The sequence below is a fragment of the Streptomyces sp. NPDC093801 genome, assembly GCF_040701585.1.
Lineage (GTDB): Bacteria > Actinomycetota > Actinomycetes > Streptomycetales > Streptomycetaceae > Streptomyces.
Genome location: NZ_JBFBDP010000003.1, coordinates 78,463 through 98,026 on the forward strand (window position 1 = coordinate 78,463; position 19,564 = coordinate 98,026).

The 19,564-nt window shown below is 73.7% G+C and carries 17 protein-coding genes and 1 pseudogene; 5 read left to right on the forward strand and 13 right to left on the reverse strand.

What is annotated here, in order from left to right; all coding sequences use genetic code 11:
• Nucleotides 1–95 precede the first annotated feature (95 nt).
• From hpt to dacB, 4 genes are all read right to left on the reverse strand, one after another.
• Nucleotides 96–656, reverse strand: coding sequence for a hypoxanthine phosphoribosyltransferase (hpt, locus tag AB0469_RS03855; RefSeq protein ID WP_007264874.1), 561 nt, complete (start codon nt 654–656; stop codon nt 96–98).
• 66 nt (nt 657–722) lie between these two features.
• A complete protein-coding gene (gene tilS, locus AB0469_RS03860; protein WP_366449706.1) occupies nt 723–1,784 on the reverse strand; it encodes a tRNA lysidine(34) synthetase TilS in 1,062 nt (353 codons plus the stop codon).
• A 188-nt stretch (nt 1,785–1,972) separates the two neighbouring features.
• Nucleotides 1,973–3,115: a zinc-dependent metalloprotease gene (locus AB0469_RS03865; RefSeq protein WP_366449707.1), complete on the reverse strand. Its 1,143-nt coding sequence runs from the start codon at nt 3,113–3,115 to the stop codon at nt 1,973–1,975.
• Between the two features lie 59 nt (nt 3,116–3,174).
• The gene (dacB, locus tag AB0469_RS03870; RefSeq protein ID WP_366449708.1) at nt 3,175–4,617 is read right to left on the reverse strand and encodes a D-alanyl-D-alanine carboxypeptidase/D-alanyl-D-alanine-endopeptidase; all 1,443 of its coding nucleotides are present in this window, start codon (nt 4,615–4,617) and stop codon (nt 3,175–3,177) included.
• Nucleotides 4,618–4,751: 134 nt separating this feature from the next.
• Here dacB and AB0469_RS03875 point away from each other — a divergent pair, with 134 nt between their 5' ends.
• Together AB0469_RS03875 and AB0469_RS03880 are read left to right on the forward strand one after the other, a co-directional pair.
• Nucleotides 4,752–5,246, forward strand: coding sequence for an inorganic diphosphatase (locus tag AB0469_RS03875; RefSeq protein ID WP_042818871.1), 495 nt, complete (start codon nt 4,752–4,754; stop codon nt 5,244–5,246).
• Between the two features lie 157 nt (nt 5,247–5,403).
• Nucleotides 5,404–7,014, forward strand: coding sequence for a threonine/serine exporter family protein (locus AB0469_RS03880; RefSeq protein WP_366449709.1), 1,611 nt, complete (start codon nt 5,404–5,406; stop codon nt 7,012–7,014).
• 171 nt (nt 7,015–7,185) lie between these two features.
• On the opposite strand, the pseudogene AB0469_RS03885 reads toward AB0469_RS03880, so the two are convergent.
• From AB0469_RS03885 to AB0469_RS03905, 5 genes and pseudogenes are all read right to left on the reverse strand, one after another.
• A pseudogene (locus AB0469_RS03885) lies at nt 7,186–7,827 on the reverse strand (VTT domain-containing protein); the annotation flags it as partial.
• Nucleotides 7,828–7,964: 137 nt separating this feature from the next.
• Nucleotides 7,965–8,723, reverse strand: a complete 759-nt coding sequence (locus AB0469_RS03890; RefSeq protein ID WP_366449710.1) for a MerR family transcriptional regulator — start codon at nt 8,721–8,723, stop codon at nt 7,965–7,967.
• A gap of 85 nt (nt 8,724–8,808) precedes the next feature.
• Nucleotides 8,809–9,321, reverse strand: coding sequence for a DinB family protein (locus AB0469_RS03895; RefSeq protein WP_366449711.1), 513 nt, complete (start codon nt 9,319–9,321; stop codon nt 8,809–8,811).
• A 97-nt stretch (nt 9,322–9,418) separates the two neighbouring features.
• Nucleotides 9,419–10,876, reverse strand: a complete 1,458-nt coding sequence (locus tag AB0469_RS03900; RefSeq protein WP_366449712.1) for an aldehyde dehydrogenase family protein — start codon at nt 10,874–10,876, stop codon at nt 9,419–9,421.
• A 92-nt stretch (nt 10,877–10,968) separates the two neighbouring features.
• On the reverse strand, nt 10,969–11,847 hold the full coding sequence (locus AB0469_RS03905) for a helix-turn-helix transcriptional regulator (protein ID WP_366449713.1): 879 nt from the start codon (nt 11,845–11,847) through the stop codon (nt 10,969–10,971).
• A gap of 362 nt (nt 11,848–12,209) precedes the next feature.
• On the opposite strand from AB0469_RS03905, the gene AB0469_RS03910 reads away from it, so the two are divergent.
• Entirely contained in the window at nt 12,210–12,704 is a 495-nt protein-coding gene (locus AB0469_RS03910) for an ATP-binding protein (protein WP_366449714.1), read from the forward strand.
• Between the two features lie 112 nt (nt 12,705–12,816).
• Here AB0469_RS03910 and AB0469_RS03915 read toward each other — a convergent pair whose 3' ends face one another.
• Complete coding sequence (locus AB0469_RS03915) at nt 12,817–13,062, reverse strand: DUF397 domain-containing protein (RefSeq protein WP_045946130.1); 246 nt, start codon at nt 13,060–13,062, stop codon at nt 12,817–12,819.
• A gap of 107 nt (nt 13,063–13,169) precedes the next feature.
• On the reverse strand, nt 13,170–15,224 hold the full coding sequence (locus AB0469_RS03920) for an FUSC family protein (RefSeq protein WP_366449715.1): 2,055 nt from the start codon (nt 15,222–15,224) through the stop codon (nt 13,170–13,172).
• A 134-nt stretch (nt 15,225–15,358) separates the two neighbouring features.
• On the opposite strand from AB0469_RS03920, the gene tatA reads away from it, so the two are divergent.
• A complete protein-coding gene (tatA, locus tag AB0469_RS03925; protein WP_366449716.1) occupies nt 15,359–15,535 on the forward strand; it encodes a Sec-independent protein translocase subunit TatA in 177 nt (58 codons plus the stop codon).
• A 14-nt stretch (nt 15,536–15,549) separates the two neighbouring features.
• On the opposite strand, the gene AB0469_RS03930 is transcribed toward tatA, so the two are convergent.
• Nucleotides 15,550–16,716: a DUF2786 domain-containing protein gene (locus AB0469_RS03930; protein ID WP_366449942.1), complete on the reverse strand. Its 1,167-nt coding sequence runs from the start codon at nt 16,714–16,716 to the stop codon at nt 15,550–15,552.
• A 608-nt stretch (nt 16,717–17,324) separates the two neighbouring features.
• On the opposite strand from AB0469_RS03930, the gene AB0469_RS03935 reads away from it, so the two are divergent.
• Nucleotides 17,325–19,043, forward strand: a complete 1,719-nt coding sequence (locus AB0469_RS03935) for a bifunctional 3'-5' exonuclease/DNA polymerase (protein ID WP_366449717.1) — start codon at nt 17,325–17,327, stop codon at nt 19,041–19,043.
• Nucleotide 19,044: 1 nt separating this feature from the next.
• On the opposite strand, the gene AB0469_RS03940 is transcribed toward AB0469_RS03935, so the two are convergent.
• Nucleotides 19,045–19,509, reverse strand: coding sequence for a GNAT family N-acetyltransferase (locus AB0469_RS03940; RefSeq protein WP_366449718.1), 465 nt, complete (start codon nt 19,507–19,509; stop codon nt 19,045–19,047).
• Nucleotides 19,510–19,564 lie beyond the last annotated feature (55 nt).

The window sequence follows — 19,564 nt, forward strand, 5'->3', positions numbered from 1 at the left end:
CGCCCCGTGGGACGGCTGACAGACCCGCCTTCTCCTCCAACGGCGGGAATCGCCCCCGGGTTCCCCCCGGGGGCGATCCAGGTGACGGCGGGGGTTCAGCCGCCGTAGACGTGCGGGGCGAGCGTCCCGACGAACGGCAGGTTGCGGTACTTCTCCGCGTAGTCGAGGCCGTAGCCGACGACGAACTCGTTGGGGATGTCGAAGCCGACCCACTCGACGTCGATGGCGACCTTGGCGGCCTCGGGCTTGCGCAGCAGCGTGACGACCTTGAGGGAGGCCGGCTGGCGGGAGCCGAGGTTCGACAGCAGCCACGACAGGGTCAGGCCGGAGTCGATGATGTCCTCGACGATCAGGACGTGCTTGTCCTTGATGTCGGTGTCCAGGTCCTTGAGGATCCGGACCACGCCCGAGGACTGGGTTCCGGCGCCGTAGGAGGACACCGCCATCCAGTCCATGGTGAGCGGGGTGGACAAGGCGCGCGCCAGGTCCGCCATCACCATCACGGCGCCCTTGAGCACACCGACGATGAGCAGGTCCTTGCCCGCGTACTCCGCGTCGATCTTCGCGGCCAGCTCGGCCAGCTTCGCGTCGATCTCTTCCTTGGTGATGAGCACCGACTGGAGGTCGTTGCCCATGTCCTTCTCGTCCACCCGCATCACTTTCGTTGTCGGCCGGGGCTCCGGAGGGCGTCCCCGGAGGACTCAGCCGTGCTTCAGCACCAATCAGCCCTGCCGGATGACAAGTCTGCCACCCTGCCGCTGGGCCTCGACGCGGCCGGGCAGGTTGATGGCCCCCTGGCCGCGCCATCCGGTGATGAGCCGGTCGACTTCCTCGATGTGGCGGGCGAAGAGGGAGCCGGCGGGGGAGCCCGCCGCGACCACGGCCCGGCGCAGCACGCGGCGGCGCACGGCGGGCGGCAGGGCGTACAGCTTGGCGCACTCCAGGCGGCCGTCCGCGTCGCGTACGCCGGCCTCGGCGTCGGCGGCCCAGGCGTCGAGGGCGTCGGCGTCGTCCCGGGAGAGCTGGGCGGTGCGGGCGAGCGCCTCCACGACCCCCTTGCCGAGCGCCTTCTCCAGGGCGGGCAGTCCCTCGTGGCGGAGCCGGGAGCGGGTGTAGGCCGGGTCGATGTTGTGCGGGTCGTCCCAGACGGGGAGGGACTGCACCATGCAGGCCTTGCGGGCGGTCTGCCGGTCGACCTGGAGGAAGGGGCGGCGGTAGCGCCGGGTGCGGCCGGGGCCGCCGGAGACCTCGGCCATGCCGGACAGCGACCGGATGCCGGAGCCGCGGGCGAGGCCCAGCAGGACGGTTTCCGCCTGGTCGTCGCGGGTGTGGCCGAGCAGCACGGCGGCGGCCCCGAGCCGGTCCGCGGCCTCGTCGAGGGCGGCGTAGCGGGCGTCGCGGGCGGCGGCCTCGGGTCCGCCGTCGCGGCCGACGCGCACGGCGACGGACTCCACCGGGTCGAGGCGGAGCGCGGCCATGCGGCTGACGACCTCCGCGGCGCGCAGGTCGGAGCCGGGCTGGAGGCCGTGGTCGATGGTGATGCCGCCGGCCCGGATGCCGAGCTTGGGGGCTTCGAAGGCGAGGGCGGAGGCGAGCGCCATGGAGTCGGCGCCGCCGGAGCAGGCGACGAGGACGAGCGGCGGGGTGCCGGCCGCGGCGCGGGGGCCCGTGGGGGCGGGCCCCGCGGACGGGGTCCGGGGGAGGTCGGTGAGGTCGGTGAGGACGTCGTGGAGTACGCGGCGGACCGCCAGGCGTATCGCCGCGACCGCAGGATGGGGACCCATGTCCGGTGCCCTTCGTGGAGTTCGGATGCTCGGAGGCTTCGGGGTGTTGCGCGCGGGTGGTCACTCAGAGTGCGTTGATGGTGACAGAAGCGAGCCGTTCCCCGAGCATCGCACGCCCTTCTACGGCCCACGGTCCCTCGGAAGGGTGATGCTGCTTCCCCCAGTGGGACATGTTTACGCCTCCCGAGTCACCCTTCTTCGCGCCCCGCGCTCCCCCTGCGGTGCACGCGCGCCACCCAGTCCGCGGGCCGGGCGATCTCCGCCTTCGTCGGCAGTGTGTTCGGGGAGGTCCACACGCGGTTGAAGCCGTCCATCCCGACCTCGCCGACGACGGCCCGGACGAACCGCTCGCCGTCGCGGTACTGGCGCAGCTTGGCGTCGAGGCCGAGCAGCTTGCGCAGGGCCACGTCGAGCCGCCCGGCTCCGCTGGCGCGGCGCTGCTGGAACTTCTCGCGGATCTCGGCGACGGAGGGGACCACCTCGGGGCCGACCCCGTCCATGACGAAGTCGGCGTGGCCCTCCAGCAGGGACATGACGGCGGTGAGCCGGCCGAGCACCTCGCGCTGCTCGGGGGTCTGGACGAGTTCGACGAAGGAGTGGGCGTCGTCGCCGCGCTCGCCGTCGGGGCGGGCCCCGGCGAAGGACTGGACGGCCTCGCGCACCCGCTCCAGGAGGGCTCCCGGCTCCACCTCGGTGGCGCCGAGGAAGGCCTGGATCTCGCCTTCCAGGTGGGCGCGCAGCCAGGGCACGGCGGTGAACTGGGTGCGGTGCGTCTCCTCGTGCAGGCAGACCCAGAGCCGGAAGTCGTGCGGGCTGACCTCCAGCTCGCGCTCCACGTGGACGATGTTGGGCGCGACGAGCAGCAGCCGGCCGCCGCCGGGGTTGCCGGGCAGGTCGGCGCCGACCGGCGCGAAGGTCTCGTACTGGCCGAGGACGCGGGAGGCCAGGAAGCTGAGCAGCATGCCGAGCTCGACGCCGGTGACCTTGCCGCCGACGGCTCCGAGGACGGCGCCCGCGGGGGCGCCGGCGCGGCGGTCCTGCATCTTGGCGAGCAGCGGGCCGAGCAGTTCGCGGAAGCCCGCGACGTTGGCCCGGACCCAGCCGGCCCGGTCGACGACGAGGACGGGGGTGTCGGGGAGGGGGGTGCCGCCGGCCGTCATCCGGGTGAACGCGCGCACGTGCTCCTCGGAGGTCCTGGCGTGCCGGCGGAGCTCCGCCACCACGGCCCGGGCCTCGTCGCGGCTGACCTCCGGACCCGGCCGTACGAGGCGGGTCGCGGTCGCCACCGCGAGGTTCCAGTCGACCATCTCCGCACCACCGATGCTCGTCATGCGTCAACGGTACGTGGACCTGCGCCGTTGCGGATCCCCCCGGCGGCGGGCCCTGCGGGTCAGCGGGTGGTGGCGACGGCGGCGGCCAGTTTGTCGAGGCCCTTCTCCGCTGCGGACCCGTCGGGGGCGTTCGCGGTCAGGAAGGCGAAGGCGAGGAGCCGCCCGGACGGGTCGACGACGGTGCCCGCGAGGGAGTTCACGCCGGTCAGGGTCCCGGTCTTGGCCCGGAGCAGGCCGGCGGCCGGGGAGGTGCCGGCGTTGCGGGTGCGCAGGGTCCCGGTGAAGCCGGCGACGGGCAGACCGGTGAGGACGGGCCGCAGCTCGGGGTGACCGGGGTCGGCGGCCTTGGCGAGGAGGCCCGTCAGGAGGCGGGCGCTGACCTTGTCGGCCCGGTTGAGGCCGCTGCCGTCGGCGAAGCGGGAGCCGGCGAGGTCGACGCCCAGGGAGCCGAGCCGTTCGGAGACGGCCTTCTCGCCGCCCTCGAAGCTGGCCGGTTTGCCGGAGGCGAGGGCGGTCTGGCGGGCGAGCGCCTCGGCGATGTCGTTGTCGCTGTTGGTGAGCATCCGCTCGACGAGCCCGGCGAGGGGGGTGGACAGGGTGGTGGCCAGCGGCCGGGCGTCGGGGGCGGGCCGGGCCGGGGCCGGTTCGCCGGTGACCGTGATGCCCCGGTCGCGCAGCAGGCCGGCGAAGGCCCGGGCGGTGTCCTTGGAGGGGTCCTCGCTGCGTTCGACGGGTCCGGCGGTGGAGTCGTCGGGGCGGCCCTCGTCGGCGGTGAGGGCGGTGACGGGCGCGAGGTTGTCGTTGCGGCCGATGGGGTGGCGGACGGGGCCCGTGTAGAGGGTGTCGTCGTAGCCGAGGGCGACGGTGTCGGTGCCGGCAGCCCTGAGGGCCTGGGCGGTGTCGGCGGCGAGGGCCACGAGGCTGCCGCCGGAGCCGGCCGGGCTCTTCTTCTTCGCGGTGAGGGAGGGGTCGCCGCCGCCGACCAGGACGATCTGGCCGGGTCCGGGGCCGGGGGCCACGGTGGTGCGGATGCGGTGCTCGGGGCCCAGGGCGGCCAGCGCGGCGCTCGCGGTGGCGATCTTGACGGTGGAGGCGGGGGTCATGGCCTCGCCGGCTCCGGACTCGTAGAGCACCCGGCCGGTGGCGGTGTCGACCACGGCCGCGCCGCGCACGGTGCCCAGCGCGGAGTCGGCGAGCAGCGGCCCGAGCACCCCGGCGAGGGCGGCGGAGGGCGCGTCCGCGGTGCGCGGGGCGATGCCCTGGAGCACCCCGGGGGCGCTCGGCGCGGCCTGCGGCACGGATCCGGCCGCGTGATCTGCGCCACCCGTCCGGCTCCAGGAGGCGGCCTTGTCCCGCTCGGCCTTACGCTGGCCGGAGTCCCAGGGACCTGCGGAGGCGACGGCCACCGCCGACAGGGCGAGGCCGGCGACGGCCGACCCCGCGATGAGCTGCCACGTCTTGACCAATGGCACCTCGGACCAGCCCCTTTCGCGATCACACATATGCGTGAGGGACACTTAACCACTGCGTCTTGCCGCGAGCATGGCACCCCACCCCAGGGATGGGCCGGACGCGCTATCACTCGGAGCAGTCAAGCTCCGGCACCGGGCCGGAGCTGATCATGGAGGAGCAGGACGTGGAGTTCGACGTCACCATCGAGATCCCCAAGGGTTCGCGGAACAAGTACGAGGTGGACCACGAGACCGGCCGGATCCGTCTGGACCGTCGCCTCTTCACCTCGACCAGCTACCCGACGGACTACGGCTTCGTCGAGAACACCCTCGGCGAGGACGGCGACCCGCTGGACGCGCTGGTCATCCTGGACGAGCCCACCTTCCCGGGCTGCCTGATCAAGTGCCGCGCGATCGGCATGTTCAACATGACGGACGAGGCGGGCGGCGACGCCAAGCTGCTGTGCGTCCCGGCCTCCGACCCGCGTGTCGAGCACCTGCGCGACATCCACCACATCTCCGAGTTCGACCGCCTGGAGATCCAGCACTTCTTCGAGGTCTACAAGGACCTGGAGCCGGGCAAGTCGGTCGAGGGCGCCAACTGGGTCGGCCGCGCCGAGGCCGAGGCCGAGATCGAGGCCTCGTACAAGCGCCTCGAGGCCCAGGGCGGCCACCACTGAGCTCCGCTCGGTAAGCGCTAGAGCCGGCGGGCGGCACCCCCACGCGGGGTGCCGCCCGCCGTCGCGTTCCCGGGGGCGTCTCCCGCCCTCCCGGCCTCGCCACGGACGAAACGATTCCGCATACTGATACCGCCAGTGATCAAGGGTGGGAGGATGCGTGGCGGAGGCCGAAGAACCCGGTCCCGAGGACCGGAAGCCGAAGTCCGACGAGGCCCACAGCGCCTTCACGCCGCCGCCCGGGATGGAGCCGGAGGTCGCCGAGGACCAGCCCACCTCGGAGTTCGCCCTGCCGGAGGGCTTCACCCCGCCGGCCGCCACGGCCACCTACAGCGCCCAGCACTCCCCGCCCGCCTACACCCCGGCCCCCACCCCCTCCTTCCCCGCCTCCTCCCCCTGGCAGGACCGCATGCGCACGATGCTGCGCATGCCCGTGGACGTCCGTCCCGTGCCCGAGCCCGCGCAGCGGCAGAGCGAGGCCGGCCCGGCCGTGGGCCGCGTCCTCGACCTGACCCTGCGCATCGGGGAGCTGCTGCTCGCCGGCGGCGAGGGCGCCGAGGACGTGGAGGCCGCGATGTTCGCCGTGGCGCGCTCGTACGGCCTCGACCGCGCCGAGCCGACCGTCACGTTCACCATGCTGTCGATCACCCACCAGCCCTCCCTGGTCGGCAACCCGGTCTCCGCGAGCCGCACCGTGCGCCGCCGCGGCACCGACTACACGCGCCTGGCCGCCGTCTTCCGGCTGGTGGCCGACATCAGCACGCCGGAGGTGGAGATCTCCCTGGAGGAGGCCTACCGCCGGCTCGCCGTGATCCGCCGCAACCGCCACCCGTATCCCACCTGGGTGCTCACCGGCGCCGCCGGGCTGCTGGCGGCGGCCGCCTCCGTCCTGGTCGGCGGCGGGGTGACGGTGTTCCTCTGCGCCGCCCTCGGCGCCGTCCTCGGCGACCGGCTGGCCTGGTACTTCGCCGACCGCGGGATGCCGGAGTTCTACCAGTTCGTGGTGGCGGCGATGCCCCCGGCCGCGCTGGGGGTGGCCCTGAAGTTCGCCGACTCCGACGTCCGCGCCTCCGCCGTGATCACCGGCGGGCTGTTCGCCCTGCTGCCCGGGCGGGCCCTGGTCGCGGCCGTGCAGGACGGCCTGACCGGCTTCTACATCACCGCCTCCGCCCGGCTCCTGGAGGTCATGTACCTCTTCATCGGGATCATCATCGGCGTGCTCGCGGTGATCTACGTCGGCCTCCAGATCGGCTCCTCGCCGAACCCGGACGAGGTGCTCCAGATCCCCCACCGGCCGGTGCTGCAGACCCTGGCCTCGATGGTCCTGGTGTTCACCTTCGCGATCCTGCTCCAGCAGGAGCGGTCCACGGTGTGGATCGTGACCCTGAACGGCGGGGTCGCCTGGGTGACCTTCGGCGCCCTGCGGGCCGCCGAGCTGCCGCCGGTGCCGTCCACGGCGATCGCGGCCGGGCTGGTCGGCCTGTTCGGGCAGCTGTTCTCGCGGTACCGGTTCGCCTCGGCGCTGCCGTACGTGACCGCCGCCATCGGCCCGCTGCTGCCCGGCTCGGTGACGTACTTCGGGCTGCTGTCGATCGCCGAGGGCCGACTGGACAAGGGACTCGCCTCGCTCACCAACGCCGCCGCGATCGCGCTTGCGATCGCGATCGGGGTGAACCTGGGGTCCGAGACCTCGCGGCTGTTCATGCGGATCCCGGGGGCGCGCACCGAAGCCAAGCGCCGGGCGGCGGCGAAGCGGACCCGCGGCTTCTGAGGCCCCGCCGGGGCCTGGGCCCCCGGACGCACCGGCGCCCCGGAGACGGGCCGTCTCCGGGGCGCGGGTGGACGTCTGCGGGCGCCGGGGCGCCCGGCGTCAGCGCTTGGCGTGGCGGCCGCGCTGGCCGGGGGCCGGCGGCTGCTCCTCCTGCGCGTACACGGACTGCACCGGAGCGGAGGCGGCGGCCTTCTTGGCCTTGCGGGCCTTGAGCACCTCGAAGATCACCGGGATCACCGAGATCAGCACGATGACGATGAAGATCGCCTCGATGTTGTTCTTGATGACGTCGAACCGGCCGAGCTGGTAGCCGAGGCAGGTGACGCCCGCGCCCCAGGCGATGCCGCCGATGATGTTGTAGATCAGGAAGGTGCGGTACTTCATCGCGCCGGCGCCCGCGACCATCGGGGCGAAGGTGCGGATGATCGGGACGAAGCGGGCGAGCACGATCGCCTTGGGGCCGTGCTTCTCCATGAAGTCGTGCGCGGCGTCCAGGTTCTCCCGCTTGAAGACCTTGCTGTTCGGCCGGTTGAACAGCTTGGGGCCGAAGAACTTGCCGATCAGGTAGCCGACCTGGTCGCCGATGATCGCGGAGGCCGCGATCAGCGTGCACACCAGCCACAGCGGCTCCTTGATGCTGCCGCTGGCCGTGAAGAGGCCGGCCGTGAACAGCAGGGAGTCGCCGGGCAGGAAGGCGAAGAGACCGGATTCCGCGAAGACGATGACCAGGATGCCGATCAGGCCGAACTGCCCGATCAGGTAGTCCGGCGACAGCCACTGCGGGCCGAGGGCAAGCGTGTAGAGGGGTTCCACGTTTCCGGGCTCTCCTGGATCAGCAGGGGGGACGTCTGCGGTGGGGGACGCGACGATGCAGGCGGTCTCAATTATGAACGCACACCGCCCCCACCGGGTTCCAGGGACCGGAGGGGGCGGTACGGGTGAGGGACCGGCTACGCCTTGCGCACGGCGTTGGCCGCGATCGAGTCCCGCAGGTGCTCGGCCACGCCCTCGCCCATGCCGTCGTAGAACGCCTTGAACCGCTCGTCGGCGACGTACATGTCGCCCAGGCAGACGTGCATCTCGTAGGGGCAGTCGTAGTACCGGTCGCAGATGTGCTGCCGGTGCTCCTCGGCCATGTCCATGGCCGCCTCGCCCCCGGCGGGCTCGCCCGCCGCCACCAGGGCGGCGTAGCGGGCGCCCCAGTCGGCGACCTCGTCCTGGATCCGCTGCCAGTCGGCCTTGGTGTACGAGGCCGCCCGCCGCTGCGACTCGGCGTAGGCCTCCGTGCCGCCCCAGCGGCGCTCGGCCTCCTCCGCGTACTGCTCCGGGTCCTTGTCCCCGAACACTTCGAACCTCTCCTCGGGCGTGAGGTTGATGCCCATCTTCCGCGCCTCCATGGCGTGCTCCACGGCCGTGGCCATCTGCTGGAGCCGGGCGATCCGTTCGGTCAGGAGGGCGTGCTGCCGGCGCAGGTGCTCCCTCGGGTCCGAATCCGGGTCGTCCAGCAGGACCGCGACCTCGTCGAGCGGGAAGCCGAGCTCCCGGTAGAACAGGATCCGCTGCAGCCGGTCCAGGTCGGCGTCGTCGTAACGCCGGTGGCCCGCGCCGCTGCGGCCGCTCGGGGAGAGCAGGCCGATCTCGTCGTAGTGGTGCAGGGTCCGCACCGTCACTCCGGCGAAACCGGCAACCTGGCCCACGGAGTAGCCCATCGCTTTCCGCTCCTTCCGGTTGGGTACGCCCTCCACTGTGGTTCCTCACGCCGCGTGAGGTGCAAGCCCCCGCCCGGAGACGCGCTCAGCCCATCGCCTTCGTGCCGTCCAGGGTCTCGCGGATGATGTCGGCGTGGCCCGCGTGCCGGGCGAACTCGCGGACCAGGTGCAGGAGCATCCAGCGCATGGAGACCGTGGCGTTCTCGGGGAACCACGGGGCCGGCGGCAGCGGGAACTCGTCGTCCAGACCGGGGACCGCCTTGATGAAGTCGGTCGTCTGCTCCTTGACCGTGTCCCAGAACGCGAGGGCGGACGCGAGGGTCTCCCCCTCGGCCAGCCGGAAGCCCTCGTGCCACTCCTCCGGCGCGCGCCCGTGCTCGTTCGGCTTCTGCTGGGCCAGGCGGAGCCAGTTGAGCTCGACCTCGGCCGCGTGCTTGACCAGCCCGGACAGCGACAGCTCGCTCGCCGTGGGCCGGCTCGCCGCCTGCTCCCCCGTCAGGCCCGACGCGGCCCGGCGCAGGGCCTCGCGCTGGTCCTCGACGAAGAGCAGGAGCGTGCCGCGCTCGTCTCCCGCGACTTCCTGGGTGGGGTGTGCCATGACCGACCGCCTTTGCCGTGATGGTGTCCGGGGTCTCCCCCGCCGACACCCACCACGCTACAAATGATTGCGGTCAGCCTCTGTCCTTGATGGCGCCCTAGAAGGGAAAAGTCGTCCGGCCGTGCTGGACGGAGATCCACTTCTGGGTGGTGAAGGCCTCGACCGTGGCCTCGCCGCCCAGGCGGCCCAGCCCCGAGGCCTTCTCCCCGCCGAAGGCGGTCAGCGGCTCGTCGCCGATGGTGGAGTCGTTGACGTGGAACATCCCGGTCTCGACGCGCTGGGCGAAGCGGACCCCGCGCTCGACGTCGCGGGTGTGCACCGCGCCGCTGAGCCCGTACGGCGTGGCGTTGGCCAGGCGCACGGCCTCCTCCTCCCCGTCGAAGACCACCAGCAGCGCGACGGGGCCGAAGATCTCCTGGCCCAGCAGCGGCGAGTCCTCCGGAAGCCCGGCCAGGACGGTCGGCTCGACCAGGTTGCCGCGCGTAGAGCCCCGTACGAGGGCCCGCGCCCCGGACTCGACGGCGCGGTCCACGAGGGCGGTCAGGGCGTCGGCCTGGAAGGGGTTGATCAACGGGCCGATGTGGGTGTCGGCCTCGCGCGGGTCGCCCGTCTTCAGGGCGCGCACCCGGGCGGTGAACTTCTCGGTGAACTCCTCGGCGACGGAGGCGTCGACGAGGATCCGGTTGGCGGCCATGCAGACCTGGCCCTGGAAGACGAAGCGGCTGAAGACGGCCGCGTCCACCGCGTAGTCGACGTCGGCGTCGTCGAGGACGACCAGGGCGCTGTTGCCGCTGAGCTCCAGGACGGTCCGCTTGAAGTGGCGGGCGGCGACCGCGCCGACGTGCCGTCCGGTGCGGTCGGAGCCGGCGAAGGAGATGACCTTCGGGACGGGGTGGGTGAGGATCGCGTCGCCGATCTCGGCGATGTCCGTGACCAGCACGTTCAGCAGCCCGGCCGGCAGGCCCGCGTCCTCGAAGATCTTGGCGATGATCCCGCCGCCGGACACCGGGGCGTTCTGGTTGGGCTTGATGACGACGGCGTTGCCGAGGGCCAGCGCGGGGGCGACCGACTTCAGGGTCACCAGGAGCGGGAAGTTGAAGGGGCTGATCACGGCGACGACGCCGACGGGCAGGCGCTGGACGCGGTTCTCCTTGCCCGCGACCGGCGAGGGCAGGATGCGGCCCTCGGGCCGGACGGCCAGCTGGACCGCCTCGCGCAGGAACTCCATCGCGAGGTGGACCTCGTACTCGGCCTTGGGACGGGTCCCGCCGAGCTCGTCGATCATCGCCTCGACGATCTCCTTGCGGCGCTCCTCGGTGATCCGCAGGGCGCGCTCCAGGACGCTGCGTCTCGCGTAGGGGCTGGTGGCGGCCCAGTCCCGCTGGGCCCGCTCGGCCGCGCGGTAGGCCCGGTCGACCTGCTCGACGGTGGCCACGGTGATGGCCGCGAGCTTCTCCCCGTTGTAGGGGTTGACGTCGATGATGTCCCACGAACCGGTGCCGGCCAGCCATTCGCCGTCTATGTACTGGTGAGCCAGGTCGGTGAATATGGACATGCCATCCCTTACTGCGAGCGCGCACCCTTGCGCTGCACCGGAGACCGATCGTTCTTCGTCGAGCACTGATCAGACGTCATAGTACGTGCGGTTCAAGACAGTTGGAGCAGTCCGCGCAGGAGATCCCGGGTCTGGCCGGGGTCGGGGCAGTCGGCCTGGAGCCGTTCCATCGCCCGTGCGTACTGGCCGACCTCCTCCTCCTTGTCCAGGTAGAGCGCGCTGGTGAGCTGCTCCAGGTAGACGATGTCCTGCAGGTCGGACTCGGGGAAGCGCAGCAGGGTGAAGGCGCCGCTCTCGCCGGCGTGTCCGCCGAAGGAGAAGGGCATCACCTGGAGCTGCACGTTGGGCCGCTGGCTGATCTCGATCAGGTGTTCCAGCTGGCCGCGCATCACGTCGCGGTCGCCGTAGGGGCGGCGCAGCGCGGCCTCGTCGAGGACGGCGTGGAAGACGGGCGCGTTCTCGGAGACGAGGACCTTCTGGCGCTCCAGGCGCAGCGCCACGCGGCGGTCGATCTCGGCGGCGGAGGCGTGGGGCATGCCGCGCTTGACGACGGCCTGGGCGTAGGCCTCGGTCTGGAGGAGGCCGTGGACGAACTGGACCTCGTAGATGCGGATGAGGGAGGCGGCGCCCTCCAGGCCGACGTAGGTCTGGAACCACCCGGGGAGCACGTCGCCGTAGCTGTGCCACCAGCCCGCCGCGTTCGCCTCGCGGACCAGCCCCAGGAGGGACTCCCGCTCCGCGCCGTCCGTGACCCCGTAGAGGGTCAGCAGGTCTTCGACGTCCCTGGCCTTGAAGCTCACCCTTCCCAACTCCAAGCGGCTGATCTTCGATTCGGATGCGCGGATCGAGTAGCCGGCCGCCTCACGGGTGATGCCGCGGGATTCTCGGAGTCGCCTGAGCTGTGAGCCCAGGAGGATGCGGCGCACCACAGAACCGCTGGCTTCTGCGGTCACTAGTCCTGCCCTCCCCATCGCAATGGTGTGCGCGTGGTGTGCGCGTGCCTCGTCGGGGCCCCCGTATCCCCGGTGCCGCAGTCTGCCACCAAAACGCATCGGCCCGTACTCGTTCTGTAACGGAATCCGGCGTCCCGGAAAAGAAGTCCGTAAGTATGCGTAGGAAGAAATGAGCAAGAACCGTCACGGGAGTGGACAGGTCCGGCGCGTGCACGTGCATCTGCCCTTGCATCCGGCTTCGGCATTCGGAACGATGGTGCCGCGCACCTGCGTGCTCTTCGCGCCGGCGCCGGACCCACCCCGCAGTTCTCTTTGGCCGGAGCCGACCGCTTCGTCCGCGAATCCCGGGAGTGCCTCGCATGGGGACGATTGGATCGGTCATGCTCGAGCCGTTACGGCAGGGGCTGCCCCCGGTCGACCCCACGGCTGTCTCCGGGTCCGCCTCCTGCGCCCTGCCGGCCCGCTTCGAAGCGGTGCGGGGCGCCCGCTCCTTCACCAGATCGACCTTGTCCCAGTGGGGCCTGGACGACCGCTTCGACGACGTCGCGCTGGTGGTCTCCGAACTCGTCACCAACGCGCTGCGCCACGCCCTTCCCGACGACGCGCGGCCCTGCGGGGGCGAGCAGCCGGAGTCGGCGGCGGTGCGGCTGCACCTGATGCGGTGGAGCACGCGCCTGGTGTGCGCGGTACGGGACCCGAGCGAGGACCGGCCGGGGGGCTCGTTCGCGCCCGAGCGCACGGACGAGAACTGCGACCTGGAGTCGGGGCGCGGACTGTTCCTGGTGGACTCCTACAGCGACAGCTGGGGCTGGCACCCGCTCGCGGGACGGCTCACCGGCAAGGTGGTCTGGGCGCTGTTCCTGCTCCAGGACTGACCGCACGCCGCGCGACGCACCCGACGCACCACTGGCCGGGACTGATCCTTTCGATCAGTCCCGGCCAGTGCACGTGCATGGCCCGATCCTTGGCGCTGTGGCGCTGTTCCATTCAGCCGATCAGATGATCGAACTCGCCGTCCTTGACGCCCAGGAGCAGCGCCTCTATCTCGGCCGGCGTGTAGACGAGCGCCGGACCGTCGGGGAACCGCGAGTTGCGCATGGCGACGTCGCCGCCGGGCAGTTTGGCGAACTCCACGCAGGATCCCTGCGAGTTGCTGTGTCTGCTCTTCTGCCAGGTCAGCTCATACAGGGAAGTGAGTTCTGCAGCTGCCGTCCCGTTGTACGCGTGGTCCACAGGAAGCCCCCGATAGTGCAGATGTCAACTCCACCGGATCATAGCTGTGTTCACCACCGCATGCATGGGCAGATGCACGTGCACGCGGAGTCCCGCAATGATCACTGTCAGGGGCGGAGGGCCTGGGCGACCTCGTCCAGGGAGTCCAGCAGCCGCTCCGCCGCCTGGCGTACGACGCCCGATTCCGGCAGGCGGTTCCCCCCGTCCAGCAGCGCGCGTACCTGCTCCCATTCCGGAACCCGGCGCTCCCGCACCGCCCTCGCCCCCGCCGCGGTCGCCCCGCGCAGCGCCTCCGCGAGCTCGGCCGCCCCCGGCACGGGGGCGTGGGCCCGGTCGGGGAGGTGCGCCTCCAGCAGCATGGCGCCCCGCCCGAACGCGGCCACCGCCTCCCCGGCGCCGTCGGCGGCCGCCCGGGACAGGCCCCGGTGGCGCACCGGTTCCCCCTCCGCCCGCGCCAGGGCCTCCTGCCAGGCGATGCGGGCGTCGCGGGCCGCCAGCAGGGCCTCCCGCACCTCCACGCGCCGGGCTCCGGACGGATCGGCGTACGGCCCGAGCACGGCGGCCGCGTACCGCCCGTCGGCGGCGAGCCAGTCGGCCAGCCGGGTGCGCAGCCGCGGGGTCTCCCAGGCCGGGTAGACGGCGTACGCGAGCATCGCGAGGACCCCGCCGACCAGGGTGAGAGCGATCCGGTCGGGGACCGTCTGGTCCCAGCCGACGCCCCCCATGCCCAGCAGGAACACGACGTACGCGGAGACGAACACCTGCGTGACGGCGTACCCGGTGCGCATCAGCGCGTACATCAGCCCCGCGCTGACCACGGCGAGCAGCCCCGACAGGTACGTCCCCGGATGGAACAGCTGCACGACGCCGGTGGCCGCGCCCACCCCCACCAGCGTGCCGGCGAAGCGGGCGACGGCCCGCGACCAGGTCTGGGTGAAGTCGGGCCGCATCACCATCACCGAGGTCATCGGCGCCCAGTAGCCGTGCCCGAACGGCAGCGCCTGCCCGAGCAGGTACCCCGCGCACGCCGCCCCCGTCACCCGTACGGCGTGCCGCAGGACGGGCGAGTCCGATCGCAGCTCGGCCCGTACGGCCTTCAGCGCCAGCGGCACCAGGGCCGGCACGGTGGGCCGCAGCCGGGCCTCACCGGGGTCGGCGGTGCGCCCCGTGCCCGTGCCCGGCTCCGCCGTCTCCAGGACGTCCTCCAGCAGCGCGGCGAGCCGGCGCGCGGCCCGCAGCGGCGCCCCGCGGAGCACCTCCGGCGGGTCGGGGGCCTTCAGCACCTCCAGGGCCGGCCCGGGCAGCCGTACGGGGTCCCCGTGGCGGATCGCGTGCGCGGCGGCGTCCAGCACGGTCCCGGCGGCGTCCAGCAGCGCGCGCACCCGGTCCCGCCCCGGCCCCTCGGCGGGGGCCCCTACGGCCGGGTCGGCGAGCGAGGCCAGCACGGGCCGGATCCGCTCGGCGAGCCCCCGCGCCCCGTGCAGCTCGGCGGGCCGCCGCCGGGCCTGCCGGGCGGTGACGGCGGCCGCGTCGCGGGCCTTCATCAGCGGCGCCGGGTCGAAGGCGCAGACGGGGTCGTGCCGCAGCCGGCGGGCGTAGTCCGCCTCGGCGGCCAGGGCGTCGGCCAGGGCGTCGCGCTGGGCGCCCCAGCGGCGGACCGGGAAGAGCACGATCAGCAGCGCCTGGACCACCCCGCCCGCGGCGATCATCGCGGCGTGCCCGGCGGCCTGCGGGACGGAGGTCGGCAGGGTGACGGTGACCAGCATGATCGCGACGTTGCCCGAGGCGATCATCCCCGCGGTCGGCCCGGCGGCCCACAGCAGCCCCGCCCCGAAGGCCCACAGGGCCAGCATCGGCAGGAACAGCCCCAGGTCGGCCGAACCGACCAGGTACCCGAGGAAGGTGGAGACGGCCAGGGTCAGCCCGGAGGCGAGGGCGAGTACGGGACGCGGGCGCCAGCTCTGCTGGAAGGTGGCGATGGCGGCCATGAAGGCCCCGAACGCGGAACTCGCGGCCGCGCCCGGCCCGAGCAGGGCCAGCCCGGCCCCGATGACGAGCGCCAGGCCCGCGGCGGCCCGGAGCGCCACGAGCGGCTCCAGCCGGCGCCGCTCGACGGTCACGGCCGCCCGCGCGGTGTCCTTCAGCGCACGGAGCCAGCCCATGGCGCCGAGCCTAACGGCCCTGGCGGTTTCAGGATTTCTTCAGATTTGTACGGGACCCTTGCCGCGCTGTTCGATGACCCCGAATCATCGGTGCGTCCCCTGTCCTCCGCCCCTCACCCGAATGTAGGTATTCCATGCTCCGCAACGGCCTGGAGCCCTGGCACCTGATCATCGTCCTGGTGGTCTGCCTGATGCTGTTCGGTTCGAAGAAGCTGCCGGACATGGCCCGCTCCCTGGGCAAGTCGGCCCGCATCCTGAAGTCGGAGGCCCGCGCGATGCGCTCCGAGAACAGCACCCGGGACACGGCCTAGGGGCCGGGGCCCGGCTACGACAGGGCGGGCCGCTTCCCTCCCACATGGGCCGCGTCCGCGGCGGCGGTCCCGTCCTCCCACCCCGCGTGGTCGGTGGCCCCCCGCAGCCGGGTCGTGGTGGTCCGCGGGAACATCTCGTCGGCCCGGGAGGTGACGGCCACGTCCCGGGCCACCAGCGCGGGCAGGTTGTCCGGGGTCTCGGCGGCCGTGTGCTCGGCGGTCTCGGCCAGGCGCCGGCCGAGCCGGCTGGCGTAGGCGAGCAGGAACGACTGCCGGAAGGTCTTGGTGCGCTTGCGCCCGCCGGCCCGCTGGGCGGCCTCGGCCCGCGTCATGGCGGCCGTCCCCTGGACCAGCAGCGAGGTGTACAGCAGCTCCACGGCCTCCAGGTCGCTCTCGAACCCGACCACGGTCGAGAACCCGAAGGCGCTGTTCCACACCGCCCGGCAGCGGTTGGCCGTGGCCACCGCGTCCAGCAGGACCGCCTTGGCCTCCTCGTACGGGGCCTCCACCCCGATCCGGCAGGCCCCGGGCACCTGCGCCGGCCCGCCTCCGCGCACGGCGAGGAGCGCCTCGTCCACGGTGTGCCGGGCCATCAGCTCCTGCGCCTTGGCACTGAGCGCCTCCGCCTCCTCCGGGTAGGTGGTCGCCTCGGCCTTGGCCAGCAGCGCCCGGATCCGCCCGAGCATCCGCGGCTCGATGTGCGCGTGCTCCAGGGCGTCCCCGGCCGGATCACCCGGGACCGGCCCCACGGGCTCGACGGACGGCAGCCGGATCAGCAGCCGGTACACCTCCAGGACGGCGGTGGCCAGGGTGAACCGGTCGGCCCGCTCGCGCCGCGCGCACTCCTGCGCGTACGCCTCGTCCCCGGACCACCACACCTCCCCGGCGCCCCACCCGTCGGGCAGGCGCGCGTACCGCCGCGCCTCGGCGGCGACCACGTCCCCGAGGAGCCTCAGGTGCACCTCCCCGAGGTCCCGCCGCACCAGCCGCGCCACGTCGGCCGGCCGCCACCCGCGCTCCCAGGCCTGCCGGACGTAGGCCTCCCCGCGCCCGAGCAGCTCCCGCCCGACCCCGCCCCACAGGGCCCCGTCGGCGGCCAGCACGGAGGCCCCGCTGTCGAGCCCGGCATCGTCCTGGGCGTACAAGGCGGCGGCGAAGGCCCGGTCGACGAGCTCGGCGATCTCACTCACCCCTTCAGGGTGTCATGTACGAACCCCGGCCCCACCATCGCCGGAAGCGCAGGGTCCGGGCCCCCGCCGCCCATCGGGGCGCAGGGCCCGGGGCCCGGCCCGCAATCCCCAGCCCCACCGATGACCGGGGCCCGGCCCCGGAACCCCCGGCCCGCCGACGACCGAGGCGCAAGCCCCGGCGAGCAGCCCGGAATCCCCAGCCCCACCGCCCGTCGAGGCGCGGGGCCCGGCCCCGGACCCCCCCCAGCCCGCCGGCGACCGAGGCGCAAGCCCCGGCGAGCAGCCCCGGAATCCCCGGCCCGACGGCGACCGAGACGGGCGCGGGGCCCGGCCCCGGGATCCCCGGCCCGCCGACGACCGAGGCGCAAGCCCCGGCGAGCAGCCCCGGAATCCCCGGCCCGACGGCGACCGAGACGGGCGCGGGGCCCGGCCCCGGAACCCCCAGCCCGCCGACGACCGAGGCGCAAGCCCCGGCGAGCAGCCCCGGAATCCCCGGCCCGACGGCGACCGAGGCGGGGGCGGGGCCCGGCCCCGGGATCCCCGGCCCCGCCGGTGGTCGGGGCGGCCCCCTGTCAGCCCCCGGTGGGACACTCGCACCCGTGAGCGACCACCCCACCCCCTGGGCCCTGACCGAAGCCCCCGACGGCCGGTGGCACGCCACCCCCGTACCCCCGACCGGCCGGGTCACGGGCCCCCTCGTCACCGCCACCCCCGCGGAGGCGATCCGCTCCGCACCCCCCGCCACCCGCTGGATCTGGCGCTCCACCCAGGCCGTCTACCCCCGCCTCCTCGCCGCCGGCGTCCGCGTGGACCGCTGCTACGACGTCGAGGACGCCGAGCTGCTCCTCCTCGGCCACGAGGGCCGCTCCGGCGAGCCCCGCTCGGCCGCCGCCGCATGGGCCCGCCTCACCGGCGCCCCGGTCCCCCCGGACCCCCCGCAGCGCACCGCCGCCCCGGCCCCCGCCCGCGCCCAGGACTCCCTCTTCGACGCCGCCGGGCTCGCCGACCCGCACCACCGCCCCGCCACCCCCCTCCCCCTGGACGCCCTCCTCGCCGTCCACGCCGACCAGGCCCGCCGGTTCGCCGCCACCGCCCGTCCCGACCGGCTCCGCCTGCTCACCGCCGCCGAGTCGGCGGCGTTCCTCATCGCCGCCGAGATGCAGCACGCCGGCATGCCCTGGCGGGCCGACGTCCACCGCGCCCTGCTGACCGAGCTGCTCGGCGAGCGCTACGCCGGCCGCGGCGAACCCCGCCGCCTGGCGCAGCTGGCCGACGAGATCTCCGCCGCGTTCGGCCGCCGGGTCCGCCCCGACCTGCCCGCCGACGTGGTGAAGGCGTTCGCCGGGGCCGGGATCACACTCCGCTCGACCCGCCGCTGGGAGCTCCAGGAGGTCGACCACCCGGCGGTCGAGCCGCTCCTCCTCTACAAGAAGCTGTACCGGATCTACACCGCCCACGGCTGGTCCTGGCTCACCGACTGGGTCCACGACGGCCGCTTCCGCCCCGAGTTCGTCCCCGCCGGCACCCTCACCGGCCGCTGGGTCACCCACGGCGGCGGGGCCCTGCAGATCCCCAAGGTGATCCGCCGGGCCGTCGTCGCCGACCCGGGCTGGCGGCTCGTCGTCGCCGACGCCGACCAGATGGAGCCGCGCGTCCTCGCCGCGATCTCCCGCGACCCGGCGTTCATGGAGGTGGCCGGCCGGCCGGAGGACCTCTACACGGCCGTCTCCCGCCAGACCTTCTCCGGCGACCGGGAGAAGGCCAAGATCGCCGTGCTGGGCGCGGTCTACGGACAGACCTCCGGCGACGGGCTCAAGAACCTCGCCGCCCTGCGCCGGCGCTTCCCCCGCGCCGTGGCGTACGTGGACGACGCGGCCCGGGCCGGCGAGGAGGGCCGGCTCGTGCGCACCTGGCTGGGCCGCACCTGCCCGCCCCCGGCCGGCGCGGCCGAGGACGGGGAGGCGGGCCTCCCCCAGGACGGGGACGACGAGGGCCCGGGCCGGCCCCCGTCCTACGCCTCGACCGACACGCGCGCCCGGGGCCGCTTCACCCGCAACTTCGTCGTCCAGGGCAGCGCCGCCGACTGGGCGCTGCTCATGCTCGCGGCGCTGCGCCAGGCCACCGCCGGGATGCGCGCGGAGCTGGTGTTCTTCCAGCACGACGAGGTGATCGTGCACTGCCCGGCCGACGAGGCCGGGGCCGTCGCCGAGGCGATCCGGGCGGCGGGCGACCGCGCGGGCCGGCTCGCCTTCGGCGACACCCCGGTCCGCTTCCCGTTCACGACCGCGGTCGTGGAGTGCTACGCGGACGCGAAGTGACTCAGCCCAGGTCGTGGAAGTAGAGGTGGAACGCCTCCCGCACGAACCCCTCGGACTCGTACAGGCCCTGCGCGACGTGGTTGTCGTACGCGGTCTCCAGCTGCACCCCGGCCACCCCGGCCGCCCGCGCCCGCTCCAGCACCTCGCGCAGCAGCGCCCGCCCGGCGCCGGTGCGGCGGCCGGACGGGGCGACGTACAGGTCGTTGAGGACCCAGGCCGGCCGCAGGGTGAGCGACGAGAAGGTCCGGTAGACCTGCGCGAACCCGACCGTGCCCGCCCCCGCCACCTCGGCGAGCAGCACCAGCGACTCGTCCTTGGCGATCCGCTCCGCGAGGAACTCCCGGGGCCGGCCCGGGTCTTCGACGTCCACCTCGTAGAAGTCGAGGTACCCCCGGAACAGTTCGGCGGCGACATCGAGGTCCGCCTCCCCCGCCACCCGGACCGACGCCCCGCCCCGCTCTGCCATCCGCAACCCCTCGATCACTCGCACCGCACCGGCGGTCCATTGTGCGCGCGACCGG